The 25,405-nt window shown below is 44.4% G+C and carries 23 protein-coding genes, 3 rRNA genes, 1 pseudogene and 2 other annotated features; all 27 genes and pseudogenes read left to right on the forward strand.

All coding sequences use genetic code 11. The features are described from left to right. The first annotated feature begins 85 nt into the window (after nucleotides 1–85). The 27 genes and pseudogenes from NSS75_RS00545 to NSS75_RS00675 all read left to right on the forward strand — a co-directional run bounded on the left by NSS75_RS00545 (nucleotide 86) and on the right by NSS75_RS00675 (nucleotide 25,389). Nucleotides 86–1,635, forward strand: a 16S ribosomal RNA gene (locus tag NSS75_RS00545). Nucleotides 1,636–1,804: 169 nt separating this feature from the next. After that, nucleotides 1,805–4,732 (forward strand): 23S ribosomal RNA (locus tag NSS75_RS00550). 53 nt (nucleotides 4,733–4,785) lie between these two features. Then, nucleotides 4,786–4,901: ribosomal RNA gene (rrf, locus tag NSS75_RS00555) — 5S ribosomal RNA — on the forward strand. The 16S, 23S and 5S rRNA genes sit together here, the layout of an rRNA operon. A gap of 244 nt (nucleotides 4,902–5,145) precedes the next feature. Further along, the gene (gene ctsR / locus NSS75_RS00560) at nucleotides 5,146–5,610 is read left to right on the forward strand and encodes a transcriptional regulator CtsR (RefSeq protein ID WP_339235309.1); all 465 of its coding nucleotides are present in this window, start codon (nucleotides 5,146–5,148) and stop codon (nucleotides 5,608–5,610) included. A 13-nt stretch (nucleotides 5,611–5,623) separates the two neighbouring features. Next, entirely contained in the window at nucleotides 5,624–6,181 is a 558-nt protein-coding gene (gene mcsA / locus NSS75_RS00565; RefSeq protein WP_103672506.1) for a protein-arginine kinase activator protein McsA, read from the forward strand. Further along, on the forward strand, nucleotides 6,181–7,272 hold the full coding sequence (locus NSS75_RS00570) for a protein arginine kinase (RefSeq protein ID WP_059291687.1): 1,092 nt from the start codon (nucleotides 6,181–6,183) through the stop codon (nucleotides 7,270–7,272). Before mcsA ends, NSS75_RS00570 begins: the two co-directional genes overlap by 1 nt. Beyond that, complete coding sequence (clpC, locus tag NSS75_RS00575; protein WP_010332750.1) at nucleotides 7,269–9,701, forward strand: ATP-dependent protease ATP-binding subunit ClpC; 2,433 nt, start codon at nucleotides 7,269–7,271, stop codon at nucleotides 9,699–9,701. The genes NSS75_RS00570 and clpC overlap by 4 nt, the downstream gene beginning before the upstream one ends. Before the next feature lie 91 nt (nucleotides 9,702–9,792). After that, entirely contained in the window at nucleotides 9,793–11,169 is a 1,377-nt protein-coding gene (gene radA, locus NSS75_RS00580) for a DNA repair protein RadA (RefSeq protein WP_044153447.1), read from the forward strand. Between the two features lie 3 nt (nucleotides 11,170–11,172). Continuing rightward, nucleotides 11,173–12,255 (forward strand): DNA integrity scanning diadenylate cyclase DisA, encoded by a 1,083-nt coding sequence (gene disA / locus NSS75_RS00585; RefSeq protein WP_003242042.1) that lies wholly within the window; start codon nucleotides 11,173–11,175, stop codon nucleotides 12,253–12,255. 119 nt (nucleotides 12,256–12,374) lie between these two features. Then, entirely contained in the window at nucleotides 12,375–13,475 is a 1,101-nt protein-coding gene (locus NSS75_RS00590; protein ID WP_059291688.1) for a PIN/TRAM domain-containing protein, read from the forward strand. Between the two features lie 14 nt (nucleotides 13,476–13,489). Next, nucleotides 13,490–14,188 (forward strand): 2-C-methyl-D-erythritol 4-phosphate cytidylyltransferase, encoded by a 699-nt coding sequence (gene ispD / locus NSS75_RS00595; protein ID WP_268498699.1) that lies wholly within the window; start codon nucleotides 13,490–13,492, stop codon nucleotides 14,186–14,188. Continuing rightward, nucleotides 14,181–14,657 (forward strand): 2-C-methyl-D-erythritol 2,4-cyclodiphosphate synthase, encoded by a 477-nt coding sequence (gene ispF, locus NSS75_RS00600; protein ID WP_095714845.1) that lies wholly within the window; start codon nucleotides 14,181–14,183, stop codon nucleotides 14,655–14,657. The genes ispD and ispF overlap by 8 nt, the downstream gene beginning before the upstream one ends. Nucleotides 14,658–14,745: 88 nt before the next feature. After that, entirely contained in the window at nucleotides 14,746–16,197 is a 1,452-nt protein-coding gene (gene gltX / locus NSS75_RS00605) for a glutamate--tRNA ligase (protein WP_044153440.1), read from the forward strand. A 2-nt stretch (nucleotides 16,198–16,199) separates the two neighbouring features. Next, nucleotides 16,200–16,430: a binding site (T-box leader), on the forward strand. Nucleotides 16,431–16,510: 80 nt separating this feature from the next. After that, nucleotides 16,511–17,164 (forward strand): serine O-acetyltransferase, encoded by a 654-nt coding sequence (gene cysE, locus NSS75_RS00610; protein WP_059336716.1) that lies wholly within the window; start codon nucleotides 16,511–16,513, stop codon nucleotides 17,162–17,164. Then, nucleotides 17,161–18,561 (forward strand): cysteine--tRNA ligase, encoded by a 1,401-nt coding sequence (gene cysS, locus NSS75_RS00615; RefSeq protein ID WP_101861386.1) that lies wholly within the window; start codon nucleotides 17,161–17,163, stop codon nucleotides 18,559–18,561. Before cysE ends, cysS begins: the two co-directional genes overlap by 4 nt. Before the next feature lie 3 nt (nucleotides 18,562–18,564). Beyond that, nucleotides 18,565–18,997: pseudogene (locus NSS75_RS00620) on the forward strand (mini-ribonuclease 3). Next, nucleotides 18,981–19,730: a 23S rRNA (guanosine(2251)-2'-O)-methyltransferase RlmB gene (rlmB, locus tag NSS75_RS00625; protein WP_198097890.1), complete on the forward strand. Its 750-nt coding sequence runs from the start codon at nucleotides 18,981–18,983 to the stop codon at nucleotides 19,728–19,730. Before NSS75_RS00620 ends, rlmB begins: the two are co-directional and overlap by 17 nt. 6 nt (nucleotides 19,731–19,736) lie before the next feature. After that, a complete protein-coding gene (gene rae1, locus NSS75_RS00630) occupies nucleotides 19,737–20,249 on the forward strand; it encodes a ribosome-dependent mRNA decay endonuclease Rae1/YacP (protein ID WP_044153431.1) in 513 nt (170 codons plus the stop codon). 62 nt (nucleotides 20,250–20,311) lie between these two features. Further along, nucleotides 20,312–20,968 (forward strand): RNA polymerase sporulation sigma factor SigH, encoded by a 657-nt coding sequence (gene sigH, locus NSS75_RS00635; protein WP_003225758.1) that lies wholly within the window; start codon nucleotides 20,312–20,314, stop codon nucleotides 20,966–20,968. Between the two features lie 92 nt (nucleotides 20,969–21,060). Continuing rightward, nucleotides 21,061–21,210 (forward strand): 50S ribosomal protein L33, encoded by a 150-nt coding sequence (rpmG, locus tag NSS75_RS00640; RefSeq protein ID WP_003156421.1) that lies wholly within the window; start codon nucleotides 21,061–21,063, stop codon nucleotides 21,208–21,210. A 33-nt stretch (nucleotides 21,211–21,243) separates the two neighbouring features. Further along, nucleotides 21,244–21,423 carry a preprotein translocase subunit SecE gene (gene secE, locus NSS75_RS00645; RefSeq protein WP_010327716.1) on the forward strand — a complete coding sequence of 60 codons (180 nt, stop codon included), beginning with the start codon at nucleotides 21,244–21,246 and terminating at the stop codon, nucleotides 21,421–21,423. A 183-nt stretch (nucleotides 21,424–21,606) separates the two neighbouring features. Then, a complete protein-coding gene (nusG, locus tag NSS75_RS00650) occupies nucleotides 21,607–22,140 on the forward strand; it encodes a transcription termination/antitermination protein NusG (protein WP_010332761.1) in 534 nt (177 codons plus the stop codon). A gap of 167 nt (nucleotides 22,141–22,307) precedes the next feature. After that, nucleotides 22,308–22,733 (forward strand): 50S ribosomal protein L11, encoded by a 426-nt coding sequence (gene rplK, locus NSS75_RS00655; RefSeq protein ID WP_003156430.1) that lies wholly within the window; start codon nucleotides 22,308–22,310, stop codon nucleotides 22,731–22,733. Between the two features lie 94 nt (nucleotides 22,734–22,827). Next, a complete protein-coding gene (gene rplA / locus NSS75_RS00660; RefSeq protein WP_003225765.1) occupies nucleotides 22,828–23,526 on the forward strand; it encodes a 50S ribosomal protein L1 in 699 nt (232 codons plus the stop codon). Between the two features lie 47 nt (nucleotides 23,527–23,573). Then, nucleotides 23,574–23,713 (forward strand) — a sequence feature (ribosomal protein L10 leader region). 64 nt (nucleotides 23,714–23,777) lie between these two features. Continuing rightward, nucleotides 23,778–24,278: a 50S ribosomal protein L10 gene (rplJ, locus tag NSS75_RS00665; protein ID WP_044153425.1), complete on the forward strand. Its 501-nt coding sequence runs from the start codon at nucleotides 23,778–23,780 to the stop codon at nucleotides 24,276–24,278. Between the two features lie 43 nt (nucleotides 24,279–24,321). Then, nucleotides 24,322–24,693 (forward strand): 50S ribosomal protein L7/L12, encoded by a 372-nt coding sequence (gene rplL / locus NSS75_RS00670; protein ID WP_003156436.1) that lies wholly within the window; start codon nucleotides 24,322–24,324, stop codon nucleotides 24,691–24,693. 90 nt (nucleotides 24,694–24,783) lie between these two features. Continuing rightward, nucleotides 24,784–25,389: a class I SAM-dependent methyltransferase gene (locus tag NSS75_RS00675; RefSeq protein WP_286109126.1), complete on the forward strand. Its 606-nt coding sequence runs from the start codon at nucleotides 24,784–24,786 to the stop codon at nucleotides 25,387–25,389. Nucleotides 25,390–25,405 lie beyond the last annotated feature (16 nt).

Consider the following 25,405-nt stretch of genomic DNA (forward strand, 5'->3'; position numbering starts at 1 on the left):
GAAAACTAAACAAGACAAAACGTACCTGTTAATTCAAGTTTTATTATAAAATCGCACAGTGATGTGCGTAGTCAGTCAAACTACTTTATCGGAGAGTTTGATCCTGGCTCAGGACGAACGCTGGCGGCGTGCCTAATACATGCAAGTCGAGCGGACAGATGGGAGCTTGCTCCCTGATGTTAGCGGCGGACGGGTGAGTAACACGTGGGTAACCTGCCTGTAAGACTGGGATAACTCCGGGAAACCGGGGCTAATACCGGATGCTTGTTTGAACCGCATGGTTCAAACATAAAAGGTGGCTTCGGCTACCACTTACAGATGGACCCGCGGCGCATTAGCTAGTTGGTGAGGTAATGGCTCACCAAGGCAACGATGCGTAGCCGACCTGAGAGGGTGATCGGCCACACTGGGACTGAGACACGGCCCAGACTCCTACGGGAGGCAGCAGTAGGGAATCTTCCGCAATGGACGAAAGTCTGACGGAGCAACGCCGCGTGAGTGATGAAGGTTTTCGGATCGTAAAGCTCTGTTGTTAGGGAAGAACAAGTACCGTTCGAATAGGGCGGTACCTTGACGGTACCTAACCAGAAAGCCACGGCTAACTACGTGCCAGCAGCCGCGGTAATACGTAGGTGGCAAGCGTTGTCCGGAATTATTGGGCGTAAAGGGCTCGCAGGCGGTTCCTTAAGTCTGATGTGAAAGCCCCCGGCTCAACCGGGGAGGGTCATTGGAAACTGGGGAACTTGAGTGCAGAAGAGGAGAGTGGAATTCCACGTGTAGCGGTGAAATGCGTAGAGATGTGGAGGAACACCAGTGGCGAAGGCGACTCTCTGGTCTGTAACTGACGCTGAGGAGCGAAAGCGTGGGGAGCGAACAGGATTAGATACCCTGGTAGTCCACGCCGTAAACGATGAGTGCTAAGTGTTAGGGGGTTTCCGCCCCTTAGTGCTGCAGCTAACGCATTAAGCACTCCGCCTGGGGAGTACGGTCGCAAGACTGAAACTCAAAGGAATTGACGGGGGCCCGCACAAGCGGTGGAGCATGTGGTTTAATTCGAAGCAACGCGAAGAACCTTACCAGGTCTTGACATCCTCTGACAATCCTAGAGATAGGACGTCCCCTTCGGGGGCAGAGTGACAGGTGGTGCATGGTTGTCGTCAGCTCGTGTCGTGAGATGTTGGGTTAAGTCCCGCAACGAGCGCAACCCTTGATCTTAGTTGCCAGCATTCAGTTGGGCACTCTAAGGTGACTGCCGGTGACAAACCGGAGGAAGGTGGGGATGACGTCAAATCATCATGCCCCTTATGACCTGGGCTACACACGTGCTACAATGGACAGAACAAAGGGCAGCGAAACCGCGAGGTTAAGCCAATCCCACAAATCTGTTCTCAGTTCGGATCGCAGTCTGCAACTCGACTGCGTGAAGCTGGAATCGCTAGTAATCGCGGATCAGCATGCCGCGGTGAATACGTTCCCGGGCCTTGTACACACCGCCCGTCACACCACGAGAGTTTGTAACACCCGAAGTCGGTGAGGTAACCTTTATGGAGCCAGCCGCCGAAGGTGGGACAGATGATTGGGGTGAAGTCGTAACAAGGTAGCCGTATCGGAAGGTGCGGCTGGATCACCTCCTTTCTAAGGATATTTACGGAATATAAGACCTTGGGTCTTATAAACAGAACGTTCCCTGTCTTGTTTAGTTTTGAAGGATCATTCCTTCGAAACGTGTTCTTTGAAAACTAGATAACAGTAGACATCACATTCAATTAGTAACACAAGATATCACATAGTGATTCTTTTTAACGGTTAAGTTAGAAAGGGCGCACGGTGGATGCCTTGGCACTAGGAGCCGATGAAGGACGGGACGAACACCGATATGCTTCGGGGAGCTGTAAGCAAGCTTTGATCCGGAGATTTCCGAATGGGGAAACCCACCACTCGTAATGGAGTGGTATCCATATCTGAATTCATAGGATATGAGAAGGCAGACCCGGGGAACTGAAACATCTAAGTACCCGGAGGAAGAGAAAGCAAATGCGATTCCCTGAGTAGCGGCGAGCGAAACGGGATTAGCCCAAACCAAGAGGCTTGCCTCTTGGGGTTGTAGGACACTCTATACGGAGTTACAAAGGAACGAGGTAGATGAAGAGGTCTGGAAAGGCCCGCCATAGGAGGTAACAGCCCTGTAGTCAAAACTTTGTTCTCTCCAGAGTGGATCCTGAGTACGGCGGAACACGTGAAATTCCGTCGGAATCCGGGAGGACCATCTCCCAAGGCTAAATACTCCCTAGTGACCGATAGTGAACCAGTACCGTGAGGGAAAGGTGAAAAGCACCCCGGAAGGGGAGTGAAAGAGATCCTGAAACCGTGTGCCTACAAGTAGTCAGAGCCCGTTAACGGGTGATGGCGTGCCTTTTGTAGAATGAACCGGCGAGTTACGATCCCGTGCAAGGTTAAGCAGAAGATGCGGAGCCGCAGCGAAAGCGAGTCTGAATAGGGCGCATGAGTACGTGGTCGTAGACCCGAAACCAGGTGATCTACCCATGTCCAGGGTGAAGTTCAGGTAACACTGAATGGAGGCCCGAACCCACGCACGTTGAAAAGTGCGGGGATGAGGTGTGGGTAGGGGTGAAATGCCAATCGAACCTGGAGATAGCTGGTTCTCTCCGAAATAGCTTTAGGGCTAGCCTCAAGGTAAGAGTCTTGGAGGTAGAGCACTGATTGGACTAGGGGCCCCTACCGGGTTACCGAATTCAGTCAAACTCCGAATGCCAATGACTTATCCTTGGGAGTCAGACTGCGAGTGATAAGATCCGTAGTCGAAAGGGAAACAGCCCAGACCGCCAGCTAAGGTCCCAAAGTATACGTTAAGTGGAAAAGGATGTGGAGTTGCTTAGACAACCAGGATGTTGGCTTAGAAGCAGCCACCATTTAAAGAGTGCGTAATAGCTCACTGGTCGAGTGACTCTGCGCCGAAAATGTACCGGGGCTAAACGTATCACCGAAGCTGCGGACTGTTCTTCGAACAGTGGTAGGAGAGCGTTCTAAGGGCTGTGAAGCCAGACCGGAAGGACTGGTGGAGCGCTTAGAAGTGAGAATGCCGGTATGAGTAGCGAAAGAGGGGTGAGAATCCCCTCCACCGAATGCCTAAGGTTTCCTGAGGAAGGCTCGTCCGCTCAGGGTTAGTCGGGACCTAAGCCGAGGCCGAAAGGCGTAGGCGATGGACAACAGGTTGATATTCCTGTACCACCTCCTCACCATTTGAGCAATGGGGGGACGCAGGAGGATAGGGTAAGCGCGGTATTGGATATCCGCGTCCAAGCAGTTAGGCTGGGAAATAGGCAAATCCGTTTCCCATAAGGCTGAGCTGTGATGGCGAGCGAAATATAGTAGCGAAGTTCCTGATTCCACACTGCCAAGAAAAGCCTCTAGCGAGGTGAGAGGTGCCCGTACCGCAAACCGACACAGGTAGGCGAGGAGAGAATCCTAAGGTGATCGAGAGAACTCTCGTTAAGGAACTCGGCAAAATGACCCCGTAACTTCGGGAGAAGGGGTGCTCTGTTAGGGTGCAAGCCCGAGAGAGCCGCAGTGAATAGGCCCAGGCGACTGTTTAGCAAAAACACAGGTCTCTGCGAAGCCGTAAGGCGAAGTATAGGGGCTGACGCCTGCCCGGTGCTGGAAGGTTAAGAGGAGCGCTTAGCGTAAGCGAAGGTGCGAATTGAAGCCCCAGTAAACGGCGGCCGTAACTATAACGGTCCTAAGGTAGCGAAATTCCTTGTCGGGTAAGTTCCGACCCGCACGAAAGGCGCAACGATCTGGGCACTGTCTCAACGAGAGACTCGGTGAAATTATAGTACCTGTGAAGATGCAGGTTACCCGCGACAGGACGGAAAGACCCCGTGGAGCTTTACTGCAGCCTGATATTGAATGTTGGTACAGCTTGTACAGGATAGGTAGGAGCCTTGGAAACCGGAGCGCCAGCTTCGGTGGAGGCATCGGTGGGATACTACCCTGGCTGTATTGACCTTCTAACCCGCCGCCCTTATCGGGCGGGGAGACAGTGTCAGGTGGGCAGTTTGACTGGGGCGGTCGCCTCCTAAAAGGTAACGGAGGCGCCCAAAGGTTCCCTCAGAATGGTTGGAAATCATTCGCAGAGTGTAAAGGCACAAGGGAGCTTGACTGCGAGACCTACAAGTCGAGCAGGGACGAAAGTCGGGCTTAGTGATCCGGTGGTTCCGCATGGAAGGGCCATCGCTCAACGGATAAAAGCTACCCCGGGGATAACAGGCTTATCTCCCCCAAGAGTCCACATCGACGGGGAGGTTTGGCACCTCGATGTCGGCTCATCGCATCCTGGGGCTGTAGTCGGTCCCAAGGGTTGGGCTGTTCGCCCATTAAAGCGGTACGCGAGCTGGGTTCAGAACGTCGTGAGACAGTTCGGTCCCTATCCGTCGCGGGCGCAGGAAATTTGAGAGGAGCTGTCCTTAGTACGAGAGGACCGGGATGGACGCACCGCTGGTGTACCAGTTGTTCTGCCAAGGGCATCGCTGGGTAGCTATGTGCGGACGGGATAAGTGCTGAAAGCATCTAAGCATGAAGCCCCCCTCAAGATGAGATTTCCCATTCCGCAAGGAAGTAAGATCCCTGAAAGATGATCAGGTTGATAGGTCTGAGGTGGAAGTGTGGCGACACATGGAGCTGACAGATACTAATCGATCGAGGACTTAACCTAATTTCTAATGATGTCACACCTGTTATCTAGTTTTGAGAGAACACTCTCAATTGTTTGGTGGCGATAGCGAAGAGGTCACACCCGTTCCCATGCCGAACACGGAAGTTAAGCTCTTCAGCGCCGATGGTAGTCGGGGGTTTCCCCCTGTGAGAGTAGGACGCCGCCAAGCAATTAACAAAAGGGCAGCTCATATGAGCTGCCCTTTTTTGCGTTCTGCTTATTGGTATCATAAAAGTTCATTTAGTTATATAATATAATAACTTCACAGAGAAATTTTAAGTGAATAATCAGGTTTTATGGATTTAGAAAATGGAAATACTTAAGATAGAGCGAGAAAGTTGAAAATTCTCGAAAAACACCTTATAGTAAGATTAAAGTCAAATATAGTCAAAGTCAATAAAGGAGGGGGTTGAGTGGGACATAATATTTCTGACATCATTGAACAGTACTTGAAACAAGTGTTAGATCAAAATGGCAAGGAAATTTTAGAAATTAAACGTAGTGAAATTGCAGATAAATTTCAATGTGTTCCTTCCCAAATAAATTATGTCATCAACACCAGATTTACAAGCGAGAGGGGATATATTGTTGAGAGCAAACGCGGGGGCGGCGGTTACATCAGAATCATTAAAATTAAAATGAATAATGAAGTTGTCCTAATCAATAATATTATTTCTCAAATTAATACCCATTTGTCTCAAGCAGCCTCTGATGACATTATTTTAAGGCTATTAGAAGCCAAGGTGATCTCTGAAAGAGAAGCAAAAATGATGGTCAGCGTGATGGATCGCTCAGTACTGTACATTGATTTGCCTGAACGTGATGAATTAAGAGCGAGAATGATGAAAGCTATGCTGACCGCTTTAAAATTAAAATAAGCGGGTGAAAAGATTGATTTGTCAAGAGTGCAATGAGAGACCAGCCACTTTTCACTTTACAAAGGTTGTTAACGGAGAGAAAAAAGAGGTTCACATCTGCGAACAATGTGCAAAAGAACATAGCGATTCATATGGTATAAGTGCAAGTCATGGTTTCTCTATTCATAATTTACTATCAGGTTTACTGAACATGGATTCTTCATTTCAGAATGCTGGAACTCAAATGTTCAGCCATTCCGAGCAAATATCTGCTTGTCCGAAGTGCGGAATGACATTTCAGCAATTTAGAAAAACCGGCCGATTTGGCTGTGCCGAATGTTATAAAACATTTCATAGCAACATTACACCGATCTTACGCAAAGTTCACAGCGGAAACACTGTGCATGGCGGGAAAATACCGAAACGTATAGGCGGCAACCTGCATGTCAGACGACAGATCGATATGCTGAAAAAAGAATTAGAAGCTTTAATACAACAAGAAGAATTTGAAAATGCAGCCCATGTGAGAGATCAAATTCGTTCATTAGAACAGTCACTCAAAAGTACAGATAGTGAGGAGGAACAGGGGTAATGTCGCTAAAGCATTTTATTCAGGACGCATTAAGCAGTTGGATGAAGCAGAAAGGCCCTGAAAGTGACATTGTACTCAGCAGCCGCATACGTTTAGCTAGGAACTTTGAAAATATTCGGTTCCCTACGCGATATTCCAATGAAGAAGCCTCATCCATCTTACAACAGTTTGAAGAACAGTTTTCAGAACAAGAAATTCCCGGTGTCGGCAAATTCCTTTTGATCAGAATGAACGACGCACAGCCTTTAGAAAAACGGGTGCTTGTTGAAAAGCATCTCATCAGCCCTAATTTGACAGAGTCTCCTTTTGGCGGCTGTTTGCTTTCTGAAAATGAGGAAGTAAGCGTCATGTTGAATGAGGAGGACCACATAAGAATTCAGTGTCTTTTCCCAGGATTTCAGCTTCCGCAAGCAATGAAAGCCGCAAACCAAGTTGATGACTGGATTGAGGAAAAGGTTGATTATGCATTTAGTGAGCAAAGAGGTTACTTAACCAGCTGTCCTACAAATGTAGGTACGGGCTTAAGGGCTTCAGTCATGATGCATCTTCCGGCACTGGTTTTAACTAGGCAAATAAATCGAATTATACCGGCTATTAATCAATTAGGCTTAGTTGTTAGAGGAATTTATGGGGAAGGCAGCGAAGCAGTAGGAAATATCTTTCAAATTTCAAATCAAATCACGCTTGGAAAGTCGGAGCAGGATATTGTCGATGACCTTAACAGCGTAGCTGCCCAACTGATTGAACAGGAACGATCTGCCCGAGAAGCGCTTTACCAAACCTCTAAGATTGAGCTTGAGGATCGTGTGTATCGATCCTATGGAGTCTTGTCCAATTGCCGAATGATAGAATCGAAAGAAACTGCAAAGTGTCTTTCAGATGTTCGGTTGGGTATAGACCTAGGCATTATAAAAGGACTTTCAAGCAATATACTTAATGAACTGATGATTTTAACACAGCCGGGATTTTTACAGCAGTACTCGGGAGGCGCTTTGCGTCCGAACGAAAGAGATATACGAAGAGCGGCTCTTATCAGAGAACGGCTTCACTTAGAAATGAATGGGAATAGACAGGAGGATGAATCGATATGATGTTTGGAAGATTTACAGAACGAGCTCAAAAGGTACTGGCGCTTGCACAGGAAGAAGCACTTCGTTTAGGTCATAATAATATCGGCACTGAGCATATTTTATTAGGACTGGTGCGAGAAGGAGAGGGTATCGCTGCTAAAGCACTTCAAGCGCTTGGACTTGGTTCAGATAAAATCCAAAAAGAAGTTGAGAGCTTAATTGGGCGCGGACAGGAAATGTCTCAAACGATTCATTATACTCCGAGAGCTAAAAAAGTCATTGAGCTATCAATGGATGAGGCCAGAAAACTCGGCCATTCTTATGTGGGAACAGAGCATATTCTTCTTGGACTTATTCGCGAAGGTGAAGGTGTGGCTGCGAGAGTGCTTAACAATCTCGGAGTCAGCTTAAATAAAGCAAGACAGCAAGTGCTTCAGCTTCTTGGAAGTAATGAAACAGGTTCATCAGCGGCTGGAACAAACAGCAATGCGAATACGCCTACACTAGATAGCCTGGCAAGAGATTTAACAGCGATTGCGAAGGAAGACAGCCTTGATCCGGTTATCGGCAGAAGCAAAGAAATTCAGCGTGTCATTGAAGTGCTGAGCCGCAGAACGAAAAACAATCCTGTTCTGATTGGGGAACCGGGCGTAGGGAAAACGGCTATCGCAGAAGGTCTTGCACAGCAAATTATCAATAATGAAGTTCCCGAAATTTTACGGGATAAACGCGTTATGACATTAGACATGGGAACAGTGGTTGCCGGTACAAAATATCGCGGTGAATTTGAGGACCGCTTGAAAAAAGTGATGGATGAAATCCGTCAGGCAGGAAATATCATTCTATTCATTGATGAGCTCCATACACTAATCGGAGCGGGCGGAGCAGAAGGTGCCATTGATGCATCCAACATTTTGAAACCTTCACTTGCTCGCGGAGAACTTCAGTGCATTGGTGCGACAACTCTTGATGAGTACCGTAAATATATTGAAAAAGATGCAGCTCTGGAACGCCGTTTTCAGCCAATCCAGGTTGATCAGCCGTCTGTAGACGAAAGCATTCAAATCCTAAAAGGCTTGCGTGACCGATATGAAGCCCACCACCGCGTTTCTATCACTGACGAAGCCATTGAGGCTGCGGTTAAGCTTTCTGACAGATATATCTCTGACCGTTTCCTTCCGGATAAAGCTATTGACTTGATCGATGAAGCGGGTTCAAAGGTCAGATTGCGTTCCTTTACAACGCCTCCTAATTTAAAAGAGCTTGAACAGAAACTTGATGAAGTTCGTAAAGAGAAGGATGCTGCGGTGCAAAGCCAAGAATTTGAAAAAGCGGCTTCCTTGCGTGATACGGAACAGCGTTTGCGTGAACAAGTGGAAGATACGAAAAAATCATGGAAAGAGAAGCAGGGACAGGAAAACTCAGAGGTTTCTGTGGATGATATTGCGATGGTTGTATCCAGCTGGACTGGGGTGCCTGTATCAAAAATCGCTCAAACTGAAACTGATAAGCTTCTTAATATGGAGAGCATTCTTCATTCCCGTGTCATCGGCCAAGATGAAGCTGTTGTAGCCGTTGCTAAAGCGGTCAGACGTGCAAGAGCAGGGCTAAAAGACCCTAAACGCCCAATCGGCTCATTCATTTTCTTAGGCCCTACAGGTGTAGGTAAAACGGAGCTTGCACGGGCACTTGCTGAGTCTATCTTCGGTGATGAAGAAGCCATGATCAGAATTGATATGTCTGAATACATGGAAAAACACTCGACTTCTAGACTTGTAGGTTCACCTCCAGGGTATGTGGGATACGATGAGGGCGGCCAATTAACAGAGAAGGTAAGAAGAAAACCATACTCTGTTGTGCTTCTTGATGAGATTGAGAAAGCGCACCCTGACGTCTTCAATATCCTCCTTCAAGTACTTGAGGACGGACGATTGACTGATTCTAAAGGCCGTACAGTTGATTTCCGCAACACGATTCTGATCATGACGTCAAACGTCGGAGCAAGTGAGCTGAAACGCAACAAATATGTCGGCTTCAACGTTCAGGATGAGACGCAAAATCATAAAGACATGAAGGATAAAGTGATGGGTGAGCTGAAACGTGCGTTCAGACCGGAATTCATCAACCGTATTGATGAAATTATCGTCTTCCATTCACTCGAGAAAAAACATCTGGCTGAAATCGTGTCATTGATGTCTGATCAATTAACGAAACGTCTTAAAGAACAGGATCTTTCTATTGAATTGACGGAAGCTGCGAAAGCAAAAGTCGCAGAAGAGGGCGTGGACCTTGAATATGGTGCCCGCCCGCTCAGAAGAGCCATTCAAAAACATGTGGAGGATCGTTTATCTGAAGAGCTGCTCAGAGGTAACATTCATAAAGGACACCATATCGTTCTTGATGTAGAAGATGGCGAATTTGTCGTAAAAACGACTGCTAAAACGAATTAATATAGAAGACGAAAATGAGGCATACAGCATGTAAGTGTATGCCTCAATTTCGTATCAAGAAATAGAACAAGGGAGAGGTCTTACACTATTTATGGCTAAAACAAAATCCAAATTCATCTGCCAATCCTGCGGCTACGAGTCTCCAAAATGGATGGGGAAATGTCCGGGCTGCGGTGCTTGGAATACAATGGTGGAAGAAATGATTAAAAAAGCACCGGCCAATCGGAGAGCGGCTTTTTCTCATTCTGTTCAAACCGTACAGAAACCTTCCCCCATAACATCAATCGAAACATCAGAAGAACCCCGGGTTAAAACACAGCTCGGCGAGTTTAACAGAGTGCTCGGCGGCGGTGTGGTGAAGGGCTCACTTGTTTTAATTGGCGGGGACCCCGGCATCGGAAAATCGACCTTATTACTGCAAGTATCCGCTCAGTTATCTGGTTCAACACGTCATGTTCTGTACATTTCAGGAGAAGAATCGGTAAAACAAACTAAATTAAGAGCAGACCGTCTGGGCATAAATAATCCCTCACTGCATGTTTTATCCGAAACCGATATGGAGTATATTTCGTCTGCTATAGAAGAGATGAATCCAGCGTTTGTGGTTGTTGACTCTATTCAAACGGTCTATCAAAGCGATATTACATCGGCTCCCGGCAGTGTGTCACAGGTAAGAGAATGTACAGCCGAGCTGATGAAAATTGCAAAGACAAAAGGTATTCCGATATTTATTGTAGGTCACGTAACGAAAGAAGGATCCATCGCGGGGCCGAGACTGCTGGAGCATATGGTTGACACTGTTTTATACTTTGAAGGAGAACGTCACCATACTTTCCGAATCTTACGGGCTGTAAAAAACCGCTTTGGTTCTACAAACGAAATGGGTATTTTTGAAATGCGGGAAGAAGGGCTTACTGAGGTACTGAATCCTTCGGAAATCTTCTTAGAAGAGCGTTCGGCGGGATCTGCGGGGTCGAGCATAACGGCTTCTATGGAAGGTACAAGGCCGATTCTTGTAGAAATTCAGGCACTCATCTCGCCAACAAGCTTTGGCAATCCGCGGCGCATGGCAACAGGGATAGATCATAACAGGGTGTCACTGTTAATGGCTGTGTTAGAAAAAAGAGTAGGGCTGCTGCTGCAAAATCAGGATGCATATTTGAAGGTAGCGGGCGGCGTCAAACTTGATGAACCTGCGATTGATCTTGCTATAGCGGTCAGTATCGCATCAAGCTTTAGAGACACACCTCCAAATCCTGCAGATTGCTTTATAGGAGAAGTGGGATTAACAGGAGAAGTCCGCCGGGTATCAAGAATTGAACAGCGTGTAAAAGAAGCGGCAAAGCTTGGTTTTAAACGCATGATCATACCTGCGGCAAATCTGGATGGATGGACGAAACCAAAAGGGATTGAGGTCATCGGAGTAGCAAATGTTGCAGAGGCACTTCGTACTTCATTAGGAGGATAATAGATGGAAAAAGAGAAAAAAGGGGCGAAACATGAGTTAGACCTGTCTTCTATTTTGCAGTTTGTTGCTCCTGGAACACCGCTCAGAGCGGGGATAGAAAATGTACTGAGAGCAAATACAGGCGGTCTGATTGTTGTTGGATATAATGATAAAGTAAAAGAAGTGGTGGATGGCGGTTTCCACATTAACACTGCTTTTTCTCCGGCGCATTTATATGAACTGGCTAAAATGGATGGTGCGATTATTTTAAGTGATTCTGGTCAAAAAATCCTATATGCCAATACACAATTGATGCCTGAAGCCACAATTTCTTCGTCAGAAACAGGAATGCGGCACCGCACCGCCGAAAGAGTAGCTAAGCAAACCGGCTGTCTCGTTATCGCAATTTCTGAGAGAAGAAATGTCATAACGTTATATCAGGAAAGTATGAAGTATACACTTAAAGACATAGGATTTATTTTAACAAAAGCGAACCAAGCCATTCAAACTCTAGAAAAATATAAAACAATTCTGGACAAAACGATTAATGCACTAAACGCATTAGAGTTTGAGGAACTCGTTACATTCAGCGATGTTCTGTCTGTGATGCACCGTTATGAAATGGTGCTGCGAATCAAAAATGAAATCAACATGTATATCAGGGAACTGGGAACAGAAGGTCATTTGATTAAACTGCAGGTCATCGAACTGATTACTGATATGGAAGAAGAGGCTGCTTTATTTATTAAGGATTATGTGAAAGAAAAGATTAAAGATCCATTTGTCCTTTTAAAAGAACTGCAGGATATGTCCAGCTACGATTTGCTTGATGATTCCATTGTTTATAAGCTGCTTGGTTATCCGGCTTCTACAAATCTTGATGACTATGTTCTGCCTAGAGGATACAGGCTGCTAAATAAGATTCCGCGCCTTCCGATGCCGATTGTGGAGAATGTGGTGGAGGCATTTGGCGTACTGCCGAGAATTATTGAGGCCAGCGCAGAAGAATTAGATGAAGTAGAGGGTATCGGTGAAGTACGAGCCCAAAAAATCAAAAAGGGCTTAAAACGCCTTCAAGAGAAGCATTATTTAGACAGACAGCTATGATTTTCGGTTAAAACCATATCTTTACGGGTATATTATTGTTGGTTTTTGTTTATTCTGATATTCGTAGGTTGCGTAAAATCTTGTGAAATACAATAATTTTCTTTAAAGGAGGTGGGGGTATGTTAAAACGAATAGTTCAGGCGTTCTTCATTATCTTCGGCGGCGTTGTTGGTATATTTTTAATACCTGAATTGTTTGTACTGTTAAGTTTACAGGACATACCTTTAATAACAAACGCATATACGTCTGCGGCAATAGGTGCAATTATCTTTTTTCTCATCAGTATATGGGGTACAGATTACGTTGTGAACTGGGTTAAGTGGATAGAGGATTCATTATTAAAAGCGCCGGTCCCAGATTTGTTATTTGGAAGTCTTGGCTTAGTATTTGGACTTATAATTGCTTATCTTATCGTAAACGTTATTCCTTTAGACAATATACCTTACCGCATACTCAGCACAATCATCCCTGTGTTTTTAGCTTTCTTTCTCGGTTATCTTGGCTTTCAGGTGGGCTTTAAGAAAAAGGATGAATTGATCAGCCTATTCTCCATTTCCGCCAGAATGCAAAAGAAAAAAGGAACAGCTGATGAAGAGCACGAGGTCCAAGACAAAAAGCTGAAAATCCTGGACACAAGTGTTATTATTGATGGGAGAATTGCAGATATTTGTCAGACTGGTTTTTTAGAGGGAATTATCGTGATTCCGCAGTTTGTCCTTGAGGAATTGCAGCATATCGCTGACTCCTCAGATGTGTTAAAACGCAACAGAGGGCGCCGCGGTCTTGATATCCTGAACCGCATTCAAAAAGAATTAGATATTAAAGTTGAAATTTATGAAGGTGACTTTGAAGATATCCAGGAGGTTGACAGCAAGCTGGTCAAACTCGCTAAACTGACATCCGGAGTCGTTGTGACGAATGATTTTAATTTAAATAAAGTGTGCGAGCTTCAGAAGGTAGCAGTGTTAAACATTAATGACCTTGCCAACGCGGTCAAGCCTGTTGTGCTTCCGGGTGAGGAAATGAATGTTCAGGTCATTAAAGACGGCAAAGAGCATAATCAGGGAGTCGCTTACTTGGATGACGGCACTATGATTGTCGTTGAAGAAGGACGGAATTATATCGGCAAACACATTGATGTTCTCGTCACAAGCGTGCTGCAGACAGCAGCGGGACGAATGATTTTTGCCAAGCCTAAGCTGTTGGAGAAGGCGCTGTAAAGGGAGAAAGAACAATGAATTATGATGTGGTAATTCTTGCGGCCGGACAGGGGAAACGGATGAAGGCAGGGAGAAATAAACTGTTTATCGAGCTGAAAGGAGACCCGGTTATCATTCACACTTTAAGGGTGTTTGACAGCCATCGTCCGTGCGGCAGAATCATTTTGGTGATTAACGAGCGCGAACGGGACGACTTTCAGCAATTGCTGAACCAATATCCGTTTCAAACCGCTATCGAGCTTGTAGCAGGCGGAGATGAACGCCAGCACAGTGTTTATAAAGGGCTCAAAGCCGTTAAACAAGAAAAGATTGTCCTCGTTCACGACGGCGCTCGTCCTTTTATAAAGCATGACCAGATTGATGAACTGATTGTTGAAGCGGAGCAGACCGGAGCGGCCATCCTGGCTGTTCCGGTAAAAGATACGATTAAACGCGTTCAAGATTTAGAAGTCAGTGAGACGATTGAACGTTCAAGCTTGTGGGCTGTCCAAACGCCACAAGCTTTTCGTCTTTCTTTATTGATGGAGGCTCACGCTGAGGCAGAGCGCAGAGGGTTTTTAGGAACGGATGACGCCAGTCTCGTCGAACAGCTGGAGGGCCGTTCGGTTCGTGTTGTAGAAGGTAACTATACAAATATTAAGCTGACGACTCCTGATGATTTAACGTCAGCTGAAGCTATCATGGAAGCAGAAAGTGGGAATAATCATGTTTAGAATCGGACAAGGTTTTGATGTGCACCAATTAGTAGAGGGCCGGCCTCTCATTATCGGCGGAGTTGAAATCCCGTATGAAAAAGGATTGCTCGGACATTCTGACGCGGATGTATTATTGCACACCGTTGCTGATGCATGTCTCGGAGCTGTCGGGGAGGGCGACATCGGCAAGCATTTCCCTGATACAGATCCGGAGTTCAAGGATGCTGATTCGTTTAAATTACTTCAGCATGTCTGGGGGATTGTGAAACAGAAAGGGTATGTACTTGGAAATATTGACTGTACGATCATTGCACAGAAGCCGAAGATGGCGCCGTACATAGAAGACATGAGAAAAAGAATCGCTGAAGGGCTTGAGGCAGAGGTTTCCCAAGTGAATGTTAAAGCGACCACGACCGAAAAGCTTGGATTTACAGGAAGAGCGGAAGGAATAGCGGCTCAAGCCACAGTGCTGATACAAAAAGGCTAACTTGTTTTGATGCCCGGTCTATTTGGTGGTAGAATAGATGCATATATTTAGCCTGAGGCCATACATGAGATGAAAGGAAGTATATGAAATGGGAAACGAAGTACGCGTCCGTTATGCACCGAGTCCAACAGGACATTTGCATATTGGAAATGCCAGAACGGCGCTTTTTAATTATTTATTTGCCCGCAACCAAGGCGGCAAGTTTATTATTCGTGTTGAGGACACTGATAAAAAACGCAACATTGAGGGCGGAGAACAAAGCCAGCTCAACTATTTAAAATGGCTTGGCATCGACTGGGATGAGAGTGTGGATGTCGGCGGAGAGTACGGCCCATACCGTCAGTCCGAGCGTAACGATATCTATAAGGTTTACTATGAAGAGCTGCTTGAAAAAGGGCTTGCTTATAAATGTTTCTGTACAGAAGAAGAACTTGAAAAAGAACGTGAAGAGCAGATTGCCCGCGGAGAGATGCCGCGTTATTCCGGAAAGCACAGAGATCTGACTCAGGAAGAACAGGAAAAATTCCTTGCAGAGGGCAGAAAGCCGAGTATTCGTTTCCGTGTCCCTGAAGGAAAAATCATTGCGTTTAATGATATTGTAAAAGGTGAAATTTCTTTCGAATCTGATGGCATCGGCGACTTTGTTATTGTGAAAAAAGACGGAACGCCGACTTATAACTTTGCAGTAGCTGTGGATGACTATCTAATGAAAATGACGCACGTGCTGCGCGGTGAGGACCATATTTCGAATACACCAAAACAGATCATGATCTTTCAAGCGTTCGGCTGGGATATTCCTCAGTTCGGCCACATGACGTTGATTGTAAATGAAAGCCGTAAAAAGCTCAGCAAACGTGATGAATCGATTATTCAATTCATTGAGCAATATAAAGAGCTTGGCTACTTGCCGGAGGCGCTGTTCAACTTTATCGGCCTGCTGGGCTGGTCGCCGGTGGGAGAAGAAGAGCTTTTCACAAAAGAAGAGTTTATTGAAATTTTTGATGTAAATCGTTTATCTAAATCACCAGCTCTGTTTGATATGCATAAGCTGAAATGGGTCAACAACCAATATGTGAAAAAATTGGATCTTGATCAGGTTGTTGAGCTTACGCTCCCGCATCTTCAAAAAGCCGGCAAAGTTGGCAATGAACTATCTCCTGAAGAACAAGAATGGGTTCGCAAACTGATTTCTCTATATCATGAGCAATTGAGCTACGGTGCGGAAATTGTTGAGCTGACTGATTTGTTCTTTACGGATGAGATCGAGTATAATCAAGAAGCAAAAGCTGTTCTAGAAGAAGAACAGGTGCCTGAAGTACTCAGCACATTCGCTGCGAAGCTTGAAGAGCTGGAGGAGTTCACTCCGGACCAGATCAAAGCTTCTATCAAAGCAGTGCAGAAAGAAACAGGTCATAAAGGGAAAAAACTGTTTATGCCGATCCGTGTTGCTGTAACAGGCCAAACTCACGGTCCTGAGCTTCCGCAATCAATTGAACTGATCGGAAAAGAATCTGCAATTCAGCGGTTGAAAAATATCTAAATAGATGATTGTTGACAGGGAAGAGTATAAAGCTTTAGACCAATACAGAAAGGATCTTCATTGGCTGAGAGAGATCCAGGAGTCGGGTTTTAGAAGTGCGCCCTTAAGACCTTTGAAGAACGTTTTTCGAAACCAGTATTCAAAGGCGGCCGCCGCCGTTACAGGCTGAAGTTGGGAGAGCAGGAGTCTGCTTTTCAAACAGAGTGGAACCGCGCGGTCAAAGCGTCTCTGTCATGTTTACATGCAGAGGCGCTTTTTTTATTGGGTCTAGAGGAAATAGATAGATGATAGCGGGTAGAATGGGGGGAAGCATGTGTTTTTTAAAATGCTCAAAGAAGACATTGATACGGTGTTCGATCAAGATCCTGCAGCACGAAGTTATTTTGAAGTGATTTTAACTTATTCCGGTTTACATGCTATATGGGCGCATCGGATTGCACATGCTTTATATAAACGAAAATTTTATTTCCTTGCACGCCTTATATCTCAGGTGAGCCGATTTTTTACAGGAATTGAAATCCACCCAGGGGCTACGATCGGAAGAAGATTTTTCATAGACCATGGGATGGGGGTTGTCATTGGGGAGACATGTGAAATCGGCAATAACGTAACCGTTTTTCAGGGGGTTACTCTTGGAGGAACGGGGAAAGAAAGGGGCAAAAGGCATCCGACAATTAAAGATGACGCTTTGATAGCGACAGGTGCTAAAGTGCTCGGTTCAATAACTGTCGGTGAAGGCTCTAAAATAGGGGCTGGTTCAGTTGTGCTACACGATGTTCCGGACTACTCTACAGTTGTCGGCATCCCGGGAAGGGTTGTCGTGCAAAACGGCAAGAAAATCAAACGGGATTTAAACCATCAGGATTTACCCGATCCGGTTGCTGACCGGTTTAAGTCTTTGGAACAGCAGATTTTAGAGCTGAAGACGGAACTTGAAGACAGAAAAGAAAGGATTAATCAAAAATGACAATCACTCTTTATAATACATTGACTAGACAGAAGGAAACGTTCGTTCCTCTTGAAGAGGGAAAAGTAAAAATGTACGTGTGCGGACCGACGGTTTACAATTATATTCATATTGGAAATGCCCGTCCGGCCATCGTTTATGACACGGTTCGAAACTATTTGGAGTATAAAGGCTACGATGTCCAATATGTCTCTAACTTCACAGATGTAGATGATAAATTAATTAAAGCGGCAAATGAACTTGGTGAAGATGTTCCGACCATTTCTGAGCGTTTTATTAAGGCATACTTTGAAGATGTGGGCGCTCTTGGCTGCAGAAAAGCGGACCTTCATCCGCGCGTCATGGAAAACATGGATGCGATTATTGATTTCATAGATCAGCTGGTGAAAAAGGGCTATGCTTATGAATCTGAAGGAGATGTTTATTTCAAAACAAGAGCATTTGAGGGATACGGAAAGCTCTCGCAGCAATCGATTGATGAATTGAGATCTGGCGCACGCATCCGAGTTGGCGAGAAAAAAGAAGATGCTCTTGATTTCGCTCTGTGGAAAGCGGCTAAAGAAGGAGAAATCTCTTGGGAAAGCCCTTGGGGGAAAGGACGTCCGGGCTGGCACATTGAATGCTCTGCGATGGTGAAAAAGTACTTAGGTGATCAAATTGATATCCATGCAGGCGGCCAGGATTTAACATTCCCTCACCATGAAAATGAAATTGCTCAATCAGAAGCGCTGACTGGCAAAACATTTGCGAAATACTGGCTTCATAACGGCTATATCAATATCGATAATGAAAAAATGTCAAAATCACTCGGCAACTTTGTGCTTGTGCATGACATTATTAAACAGCATGATCCGCAGCTGCTCAGATTCTTTATGCTGTCTGTTCACTATCGTCACCCAATTAACTATTCAGAAGAGCTTCTGGAGAACACAAAGAGCGCGTTTAACCGGTTGAAAACAGCGTACAGCAACCTTCAGCACCGTTTAAACAGCAGCACGAATTTAACAGAAGATGATGATAAATGGCTTGCAAAGATTGAAGAACATCGAACAGCATTTGAAGAAGCAATGGATGATGATTTTAATACAGCGAATGCCATTTCTGTTTTATTCGATTTGGCGAAGAATGCGAACTATTATCTTCAGGAAGATCATACGGCAGATCACGTTATTACAGCGTTTATTGACATGTTTGACCGAATTGTTTCTGTCCTCGGTTTCTCACTGGGTGAGCAGGAGCTTCTGGATCAAGAGATTGAAGATTTGATTGAAAAAAGAAATGAAGCGCGACGCAATCGTGATTTTGCTCTGTCTGATCAGATCCGCGACCAGCTGAAAAGCATGAATATCATTCTTGAAGATACGGCTCAAGGCACTCGCTGGAAACGGGGAGAATAACGGATGCTTGATTTTGAAACGATAAAAGATTCAAAGCAGCTTAACGGCCTTGCGCTTGCTTATATAGGTGATGCCATTTTTGAAGTTTATGTGAGGCATCACCTGCTTAAGCAGGGATTTACCAAACCAAATGATCTTCACAAGAAATCAAGCCGGATCGTATCGGCAAAGTCACAGGCTGAGATCCTTTTCTTTCTGCGGAATCAATCATTTTTCACGGAAGAAGAGGAAGCGGTGCTGAAAAGAGGCAGAAATGCCAAGTCGGGAACGATTCCTAAAAATACAGATGTGCAGACGTACCGCTATAGTACAGCATTTGAAGCACTGCTGGGCTATCTTTTTCTTGAGAAAAAAGAAGAAAGACTGAATCAGCTTGTTGCTGAAGCTATACAATTCGGAACGGTCAGGGAGGAAAACAAATGAGTCAGCAACATGATTACGTCATAGGAAAAAATGCAGTGATCGAGACGTTAAAATCAGATCGCAAGCTGTATAAGCTGTGGATGGCGGAAAACACCGTAAAGGGACAAGCACAGCAGGTGATTGAGCTTGCGAAAAAGCAGGGCATCACCATTCAATACGTCCCTAGAAAAAAACTCGACCAAATGGTGACGGGGCAGCACCAAGGTGTAGTGGCGCAGGTCGCAGCGTATGAGTACGCGGAACTGGACGACTTATATAAAGCGGCAGAGGGAAGAAATGAACAGCCTTTCTTTCTCATTCTGGACGAGCTTGAGGACCCTCATAATCTCGGTTCAATTATGAGAACAGCTGATGCAGTCGGCGCCCATGGCATTGTCATTCCAAAACGCAGAGCTGTCGGTCTGACAACTACAGTGGCAAAAGCTTCAACAGGCGCAATTGAGCATATTCCAGTGGCGAAGGTCACCAATTTGGCGCGAACGCTAGAGGAAATGAAAGAGCGGGGAATCTGGGTTGTCGGAACGGATGCATCCGCGCGGGAGGATTACCGCACAATGGACGGCAGCATGCCTTTGGCTCTCGTCATCGGAAGTGAAGGAAAAGGAATGGGACGCCTGATTAAAGAAAAATGTGATTTTCTTATTAAACTCCCGATGGCAGGTAAAGTTACTTCACTCAATGCATCTGTAGCGGCGGGGCTTTTGATGTATGAAGTCTACCGGAAGCGAAACCCTCTGGGAGAATAATGATCAATGGATATCCTGTTAGTAGACGGATACAACATGATTGGAGCCTGGCCGCAGCTGAAGGATTTAAAAGCGAATAGTTTTGAAGAGGCGAGAGACGTACTGATTCAGAAAATGGCGGAATATCAATCGTATACAGGAAACAGGGTTATTGTCGTATTTGACGCGCATCTTGTGAAGGGAATTGAGAAAAAACAGACTAACCACAGAGTTGAAGTGATTTTCACAAAAGAAAATGAGACTGCGGATGAGCGGATAGAAAAGCTGGCACAGGATCTGAATAACATTGCGACTCAAATTCATGTTGCGACCTCTGACTACACTGAGCAGTGGGCGATTTTCGGACAAGGGGCATTGCGAAAATCGGCCCGGGAGCTCTTGAGAGAGGTAGAAGCGATAGAAAGGCGAATCGAAAGGCGGGTAAGAAAGATCACTTCCGAAAAGCCAGCGGGTAAAATTGCTTTATCGGAAGAGGTTTTGAAAACGTTTGAAAAATGGCGGAGGGGCGACTTAGATTAAGTTGACGCTTTTTTGTCCAGTAATGTATAATATTTCTATCTACGTGCGCCGGGGGGATCGGAGTGAATCTACAGAACAACAAGGGAAAATTCAACAAAGAGCAGTTTTGCCAGTTGGAGGACGAGCAGGTCATTGAAAAGGTTCATGTTGGGGACAGTGATGCGTTAGATTACTTGATTACGAAGTACCGAAACTTTGTTCGTGCAAAAGCAAGATCCTATTTTTTAATAGGTGCGGACAGAGAAGATATTGTTCAGGAAGGAATGATAGGCCTCTATAAGTCTATTCGTGACTTCAAAGAGGACAAGCTTACCTCTTTCAAAGCTTTCGCAGAATTATGTATTACCCGCCAAATTATTACCGCAATAAAGACAGCTACTCGCCAGAAACACATTCCTTTGAATTCCTACGTCTCATTAGATAAACCGATTTTTGATGAAGAATCAGATCGAACGCTGCTTGATGTCATTTCGGGAGCGAAAACGTTAAACCCAGAAGAAATGATTATCAATCAGGAAGAATTTGATGATATTGAAATGAAAATGGGAGAACTTTTAAGTGATTTAGAGAGAAAAGTACTTGTATTATATCTAGACGGAAGAAGCTACCAAGAGATTTCAGATGAGCTGAACCGCCATGTCAAATCGATCGATAACGCCCTTCAGCGAGTCAAACGCAAGCTGGAGAAGTACCTGGAAATTCGCGAGATCAGTTTGTAATAGGGATTTATGGTATATTGACAGTATTTTTCTGACTATGATATGTTACTTAAGATAAGAACTAATGTCTATTTAGAAAAAGGTGTAATGACATGAGAAAAAAGATTACGTTAGCATGCAAGACATGCGGAAACCGTAACTATACGACAATGAAGAGCTCTGCATCAGCGGCTGAGCGATTAGAAGTAAAGAAATACTGCAGTACTTGCAATTCACATACAGCTCATCTTGAAACAAAATAGTGTTTGCGCTTTTAAATTGTGGAGGTCTTTTACATGCGTATTATGAGATTCTTTAAAGATGTTGGGAAAGAAATGAAAAAGGTAAGCTGGCCTAAAGGAAAAGAGTTAACTCGCTATACCATCACGGTTATTTCAACAGTTATCTTTTTTATTATCTTTTTTGCCCTCCTTGACACAGGAATTTCTCAATTAATTCGTTTAATAGTTGAATAATGATCAGCAATACGTGCTATAATAGATCATAATATCACTTGCCAAAACCCGTTCAGCGGGTTTTTTATTGTGGGTTAAAAATGAAAGTTATCATAGGCTTACCGCCTATTTATTGCATGAAGCGTTATGGTAGTACACTAAAACCAAATGCGGGGAGGGAAGGACTGGACAGTCCTGAAGAGAATGGAAAAGAATTGGTATGTTGTTCACACGTACTCTGGTTATGAGAACAAAGTAAAAGCCAACTTGGAAAAACGTGTTGAATCAATGGGGATGCAGGATAAGATTTTTCGTGTAGTCGTACCTGAAGAAGAAGAGACGGATATCAAAAACGGCAAGAAAAAAGTCGTCAAAAAGAAAGTATTCCCTGGTTATGTCCTTGTTGAAATCGTCATGACGGATGATTCTTGGTATGTTGTCCGCAACACACCTGGTGTTACTGGATTCGTAGGTTCTGCCGGCTCTGGTTCAAAACCGACGGCGCTTCTTCCTGGCGAAGCAGAAACCATTCTGAAGAGAATGGGTATGGACGAACGCAAAACTGACATTGACTTTGAATTAAAAGAGACAGTGAAAGTGATAGACGGACCTTTTGCCAACTTTACGGGATCAATTGAAGAGATTGACTACGATAAAAGCAAGGTTAAAGTTTTCGTTAATATGTTCGGCCGTGAAACGCCGGTTGAGCTGGAATTTACCCAGATCGACAAATTGTAATGTGAAAAAACTTGAAATTGCTATATATAAATGATAATATAGCAAAGGTACGTCTTGGACTTATCCAAGGCAGCTAGCTTGATATTTCATCATTCATATAAAGAATGAAACCTTGAGTGGGAGGGTTTACCCTATTACCACATCACGGACTTAAGGAGGTGTGTCTCGTGGCTAAAAAAGTAGTAAAAGTTGTAAAATTGCAAATTCCTGCTGGAAAAGCTAACCCAGCGCCGCCAGTTGGACCTGCACTAGGTCAAGCCGGTGTTAATATCATGGGATTCTGTAAGGAGTTTAACGCTCGTACAGCTGACCAAGCTGGTTTAATCATTCCTGTTGAAATTTCGGTTTACGAAGACCGTTCATTTACATTTATTACAAAAACTCCACCTGCTGCAGTATTGCTTAAAAAAGCAGCTGGAATTGAGTCTGGTTCTGGTGAACCAAACCGTAATAAAGTGGCAACCGTTAAGCGCGATAAAGTACGCGAAATCGCTGAAACGAAAATGCCTGACTTAAACGCAGCAGACGTTGAAGCGGCAATGCGCATGGTTGAAGGTACTGCACGCAGTATGGGTATTGTAATCGAGGATTAATTTGTTTCTTGTCGGGTTGCGAGTTTTCACAAGTTCGCAACCCTTATTCGTGGGAGGTTATTCCGCTATAACCACATAAGGAGGAAATTTTAAAATGGCTAAAAAAGGTAAAAAGTACGCAGAAGCTGCTAAGCTTGTAGATCGTGCGAAAGCTTACGATGTTTCTGAAGCAGTAGCTCTCGTTAAAAAAACAAACACAGCTAAATTCGACGCTACAGTTGAAGTTGCATTCCGTCTAGGGGTTGACCCTCGTAAAAACGACCAGCAAATCCGCGGAGCAGTTGTGCTTCCAAACGGAACTGGTAAAACTCAGCGCGTTCTCGTTTTCGCAAAAGGCGAAAAAGCGAAAGAAGCTGAAGCTGCTGGTGCAGATTACGTTGGAGATACTGACTACATCAACAAAATTCAACAAGGCTGGTTCGATTTCGATGTAATCGTAGCTACACCTGACATGATGGGTGAAGTTGGTAAAATCGGTCGTGTACTTGGACCAAAAGGTTTAATGCCAAACCCTAAAACTGGTACAGTTACTTTCGAAGTTGAAAAAGCAATCGGCGAAATCAAAGCTGGTAAAGTTGAATACCGCGTTGATAAAGCTGGAAACATCCATGTTCCTATCGGTAAAGTTTCTTTCGAGGATGAAAAACTTGTTGAGAACTTCACAACAATGTATGATACAATCCTGAAAGCAAAACCTGCTGCAGCAAAAGGTGTTTACGTGAAAAACGTTGCTGTAACTTCTACTATGGGACCTGGTGTCAAAGTAGATGCTTCAACTTTCAACGTAAAATAATATTGACATGAATTCAACATTCTGATATGATTCAAAATGTTGTAAAATATAATATATCATTTATACCGTAGACAGTAGGGGCTTAACAGCTTAATATCCTACCGAGGTGTATATTATCACAGCTATTACGTTACGTATGCTTGTATATACAGCCTCCATGTCTCATGGAGGCTTTTTATATGGAATCCGTTTCTCAGTCGTGATCACCTGACGGTATAAGTGTTACACAAGAATCTACAGGAGGTGTAACCATGAGCAGCGCAATTGAAACAAAAAAAGTTGTTGTTGAAGAAATTGCTTCTAAATTAAAAGAAAGCAAATCAACGATCATCGTTGATTACCGCGGACTTAACGTTTCTGAAGTAACAGAACTTCGTAAACAGCTTCGTGAAGCTAACGTTGAGTTCAAAGTTTACAAAAACACAATGACTCGCCGTGCGGTTGAACAAGCTGAACTTGATGGTTTGAATGATGTCTTAACTGGACCGAATGCAATTGCATTCAGTACTGAGGATGTTGTCGCTCCAGCTAAAGTTCTTAACGAGTTTGCTAAACAGCATGAAGCTCTTGAAATCAAAGCTGGCGTTATCGAAGGTAAAGTTTCTACTGTTGAAGAAGTGAAAGCTCTTGCTGAACTTCCATCACGCGAAGGCTTGCTTTCTATGTTGCTTAGCGTACTTCAAGCTCCAGTTCGCAACCTTGCTCTTGCTGCAAAAGCTGTGGCAGATCAAAAGGAAGAACAAGGCGCTTAATCTAATCAGTTTTTAAAAATCAAAACAAATGGAGGAATTACAAATGGCTTTAAATATCGAAGAAATCATTGCTTCCGTTAAAGAAGCAACTGTACTTGAATTGAACGACCTAGTAAAAGCAATCGAAGAAGAATTTGGCGTAACTGCTGCTGCTCCTGTAGCTGTAGCTGGCGGAGCTGCTGCAGGCGGAGCTGCTGAAGAGCAAAGCGAATTCGACCTTATCCTTGCTGGTGCAGGTTCTCAAAAAATCAAAGTTATCAAAGTTGTACGTGAAATCACTGGTCTTGGCTTGAAAGAAGCTAAAGAACTTGTTGACAACACTCCAAAACCACTTAAAGAAGGTATTGCTAAAGAAGAAGCTGAAGAGCTTAAAGCTAAACTTGAAGAAGTTGGCGCTTCTGTAGAAGTTAAGTAATCTTCACTTGCCTGTAGGGGAAGCTCGCTTTTATGAGGCGGGCTTTTTCTTTGCCATTCTTTAAGTTATGAAAAAAAGGAGGTTCTAATAATGAGTGAGCACTATTATTCAGAAAAACCTTCAGTAAAAAGCAACAAACAAACATGGTCTTTTAGGCTTCGAAACAAGGAGTTTACGTTTACCAGCGACAGCGGTGTTTTTTCTAAAAAGGAAGTCGATTTTGGCTCGCGCCTGCTGGTCGAATCTTTTGAAGAGCCTGAAGTTGAGGGCGGCTTTCTAGATGTAGGCTGCGGCTATGGCCCGATTGGATTATCGCTGGCCAGCGACTTTAAAGACCGGACCATCCACATGATTGATGTTAATGAAAGAGCCGTAGAGTTATCAAATGAAAATGCAGAACGAAACGGAATAACAAATGTTGAGATTTACCAAAGCGATTTGTTTTCAAACGTTGACTCTGCTCAAACATTTGCTTCTATTCTTACAAATCCCCCAATCCGAGCCGGAAAAAAAGTTGTCCATGCTATCTTTGAGAAAAGCGCTGAACACTTAAAAGCTTCAGGTGAATTGTGGATCGTCATACAGAAAAAACAAGGTGCGCCTTCTGCCATTGAAAAGCTTGAGGAACTGTTCGAAGAAGTTTCTGTCGTTCAAAAAAAGAAAGGCTATTATATCATAAAAGCAAAAAAAGTTTGACTCGGTATTTTGGCTA

It is taken from the genome of Bacillus sp. FSL K6-1012 (assembly GCF_037964915.1).
Taxonomy (GTDB): Bacteria; Bacillota; Bacilli; order Bacillales; family Bacillaceae; genus Bacillus; species Bacillus halotolerans.

What these genes read in the sequence shown, in the direction of transcription:
- rpmG (WP_003156421.1), top strand. Translation starts at nt 21,061, where the DNA reads ATGAGAAAAAAGATTACGTTAGCATGCAAGACATGCGGAAACCGTAAC.
- rplL (WP_003156436.1), top strand. Translation starts at nt 24,322, where the DNA reads ATGGCTTTAAATATCGAAGAAATCATTGCTTCCGTTAAAGAAGCAACT.
- nusG (WP_010332761.1), top strand. Translation starts at nt 21,607, where the DNA reads ATGGAAAAGAATTGGTATGTTGTTCACACGTACTCTGGTTATGAGAAC.
- ispF (WP_095714845.1), top strand. Translation starts at nt 14,181, where the DNA reads ATGTTTAGAATCGGACAAGGTTTTGATGTGCACCAATTAGTAGAGGGC.
- NSS75_RS00570 (WP_059291687.1), top strand. Translation starts at nt 6,181, where the DNA reads ATGTCGCTAAAGCATTTTATTCAGGACGCATTAAGCAGTTGGATGAAG.
- clpC (WP_010332750.1), top strand. Translation starts at nt 7,269, where the DNA reads ATGATGTTTGGAAGATTTACAGAACGAGCTCAAAAGGTACTGGCGCTT.
- NSS75_RS00590 (WP_059291688.1), top strand. Translation starts at nt 12,375, where the DNA reads ATGTTAAAACGAATAGTTCAGGCGTTCTTCATTATCTTCGGCGGCGTT.
- secE (WP_010327716.1), top strand. Translation starts at nt 21,244, where the DNA reads ATGCGTATTATGAGATTCTTTAAAGATGTTGGGAAAGAAATGAAAAAG.
- rlmB (WP_198097890.1), top strand. Translation starts at nt 18,981, where the DNA reads ATGAGTCAGCAACATGATTACGTCATAGGAAAAAATGCAGTGATCGAG.
- rplJ (WP_044153425.1), top strand. Translation starts at nt 23,778, where the DNA reads ATGAGCAGCGCAATTGAAACAAAAAAAGTTGTTGTTGAAGAAATTGCT.
- disA (WP_003242042.1), top strand. Translation starts at nt 11,173, where the DNA reads ATGGAAAAAGAGAAAAAAGGGGCGAAACATGAGTTAGACCTGTCTTCT.
- rae1 (WP_044153431.1), top strand. Translation starts at nt 19,737, where the DNA reads ATGGATATCCTGTTAGTAGACGGATACAACATGATTGGAGCCTGGCCG.
- rplA (WP_003225765.1), top strand. Translation starts at nt 22,828, where the DNA reads ATGGCTAAAAAAGGTAAAAAGTACGCAGAAGCTGCTAAGCTTGTAGAT.
- gltX (WP_044153440.1), top strand. Translation starts at nt 14,746, where the DNA reads ATGGGAAACGAAGTACGCGTCCGTTATGCACCGAGTCCAACAGGACAT.
- radA (WP_044153447.1), top strand. Translation starts at nt 9,793, where the DNA reads ATGGCTAAAACAAAATCCAAATTCATCTGCCAATCCTGCGGCTACGAG.
- NSS75_RS00675 (WP_286109126.1), top strand. Translation starts at nt 24,784, where the DNA reads ATGAGTGAGCACTATTATTCAGAAAAACCTTCAGTAAAAAGCAACAAA.
- ispD (WP_268498699.1), top strand. Translation starts at nt 13,490, where the DNA reads ATGAATTATGATGTGGTAATTCTTGCGGCCGGACAGGGGAAACGGATG.
- cysS (WP_101861386.1), top strand. Translation starts at nt 17,161, where the DNA reads ATGACAATCACTCTTTATAATACATTGACTAGACAGAAGGAAACGTTC.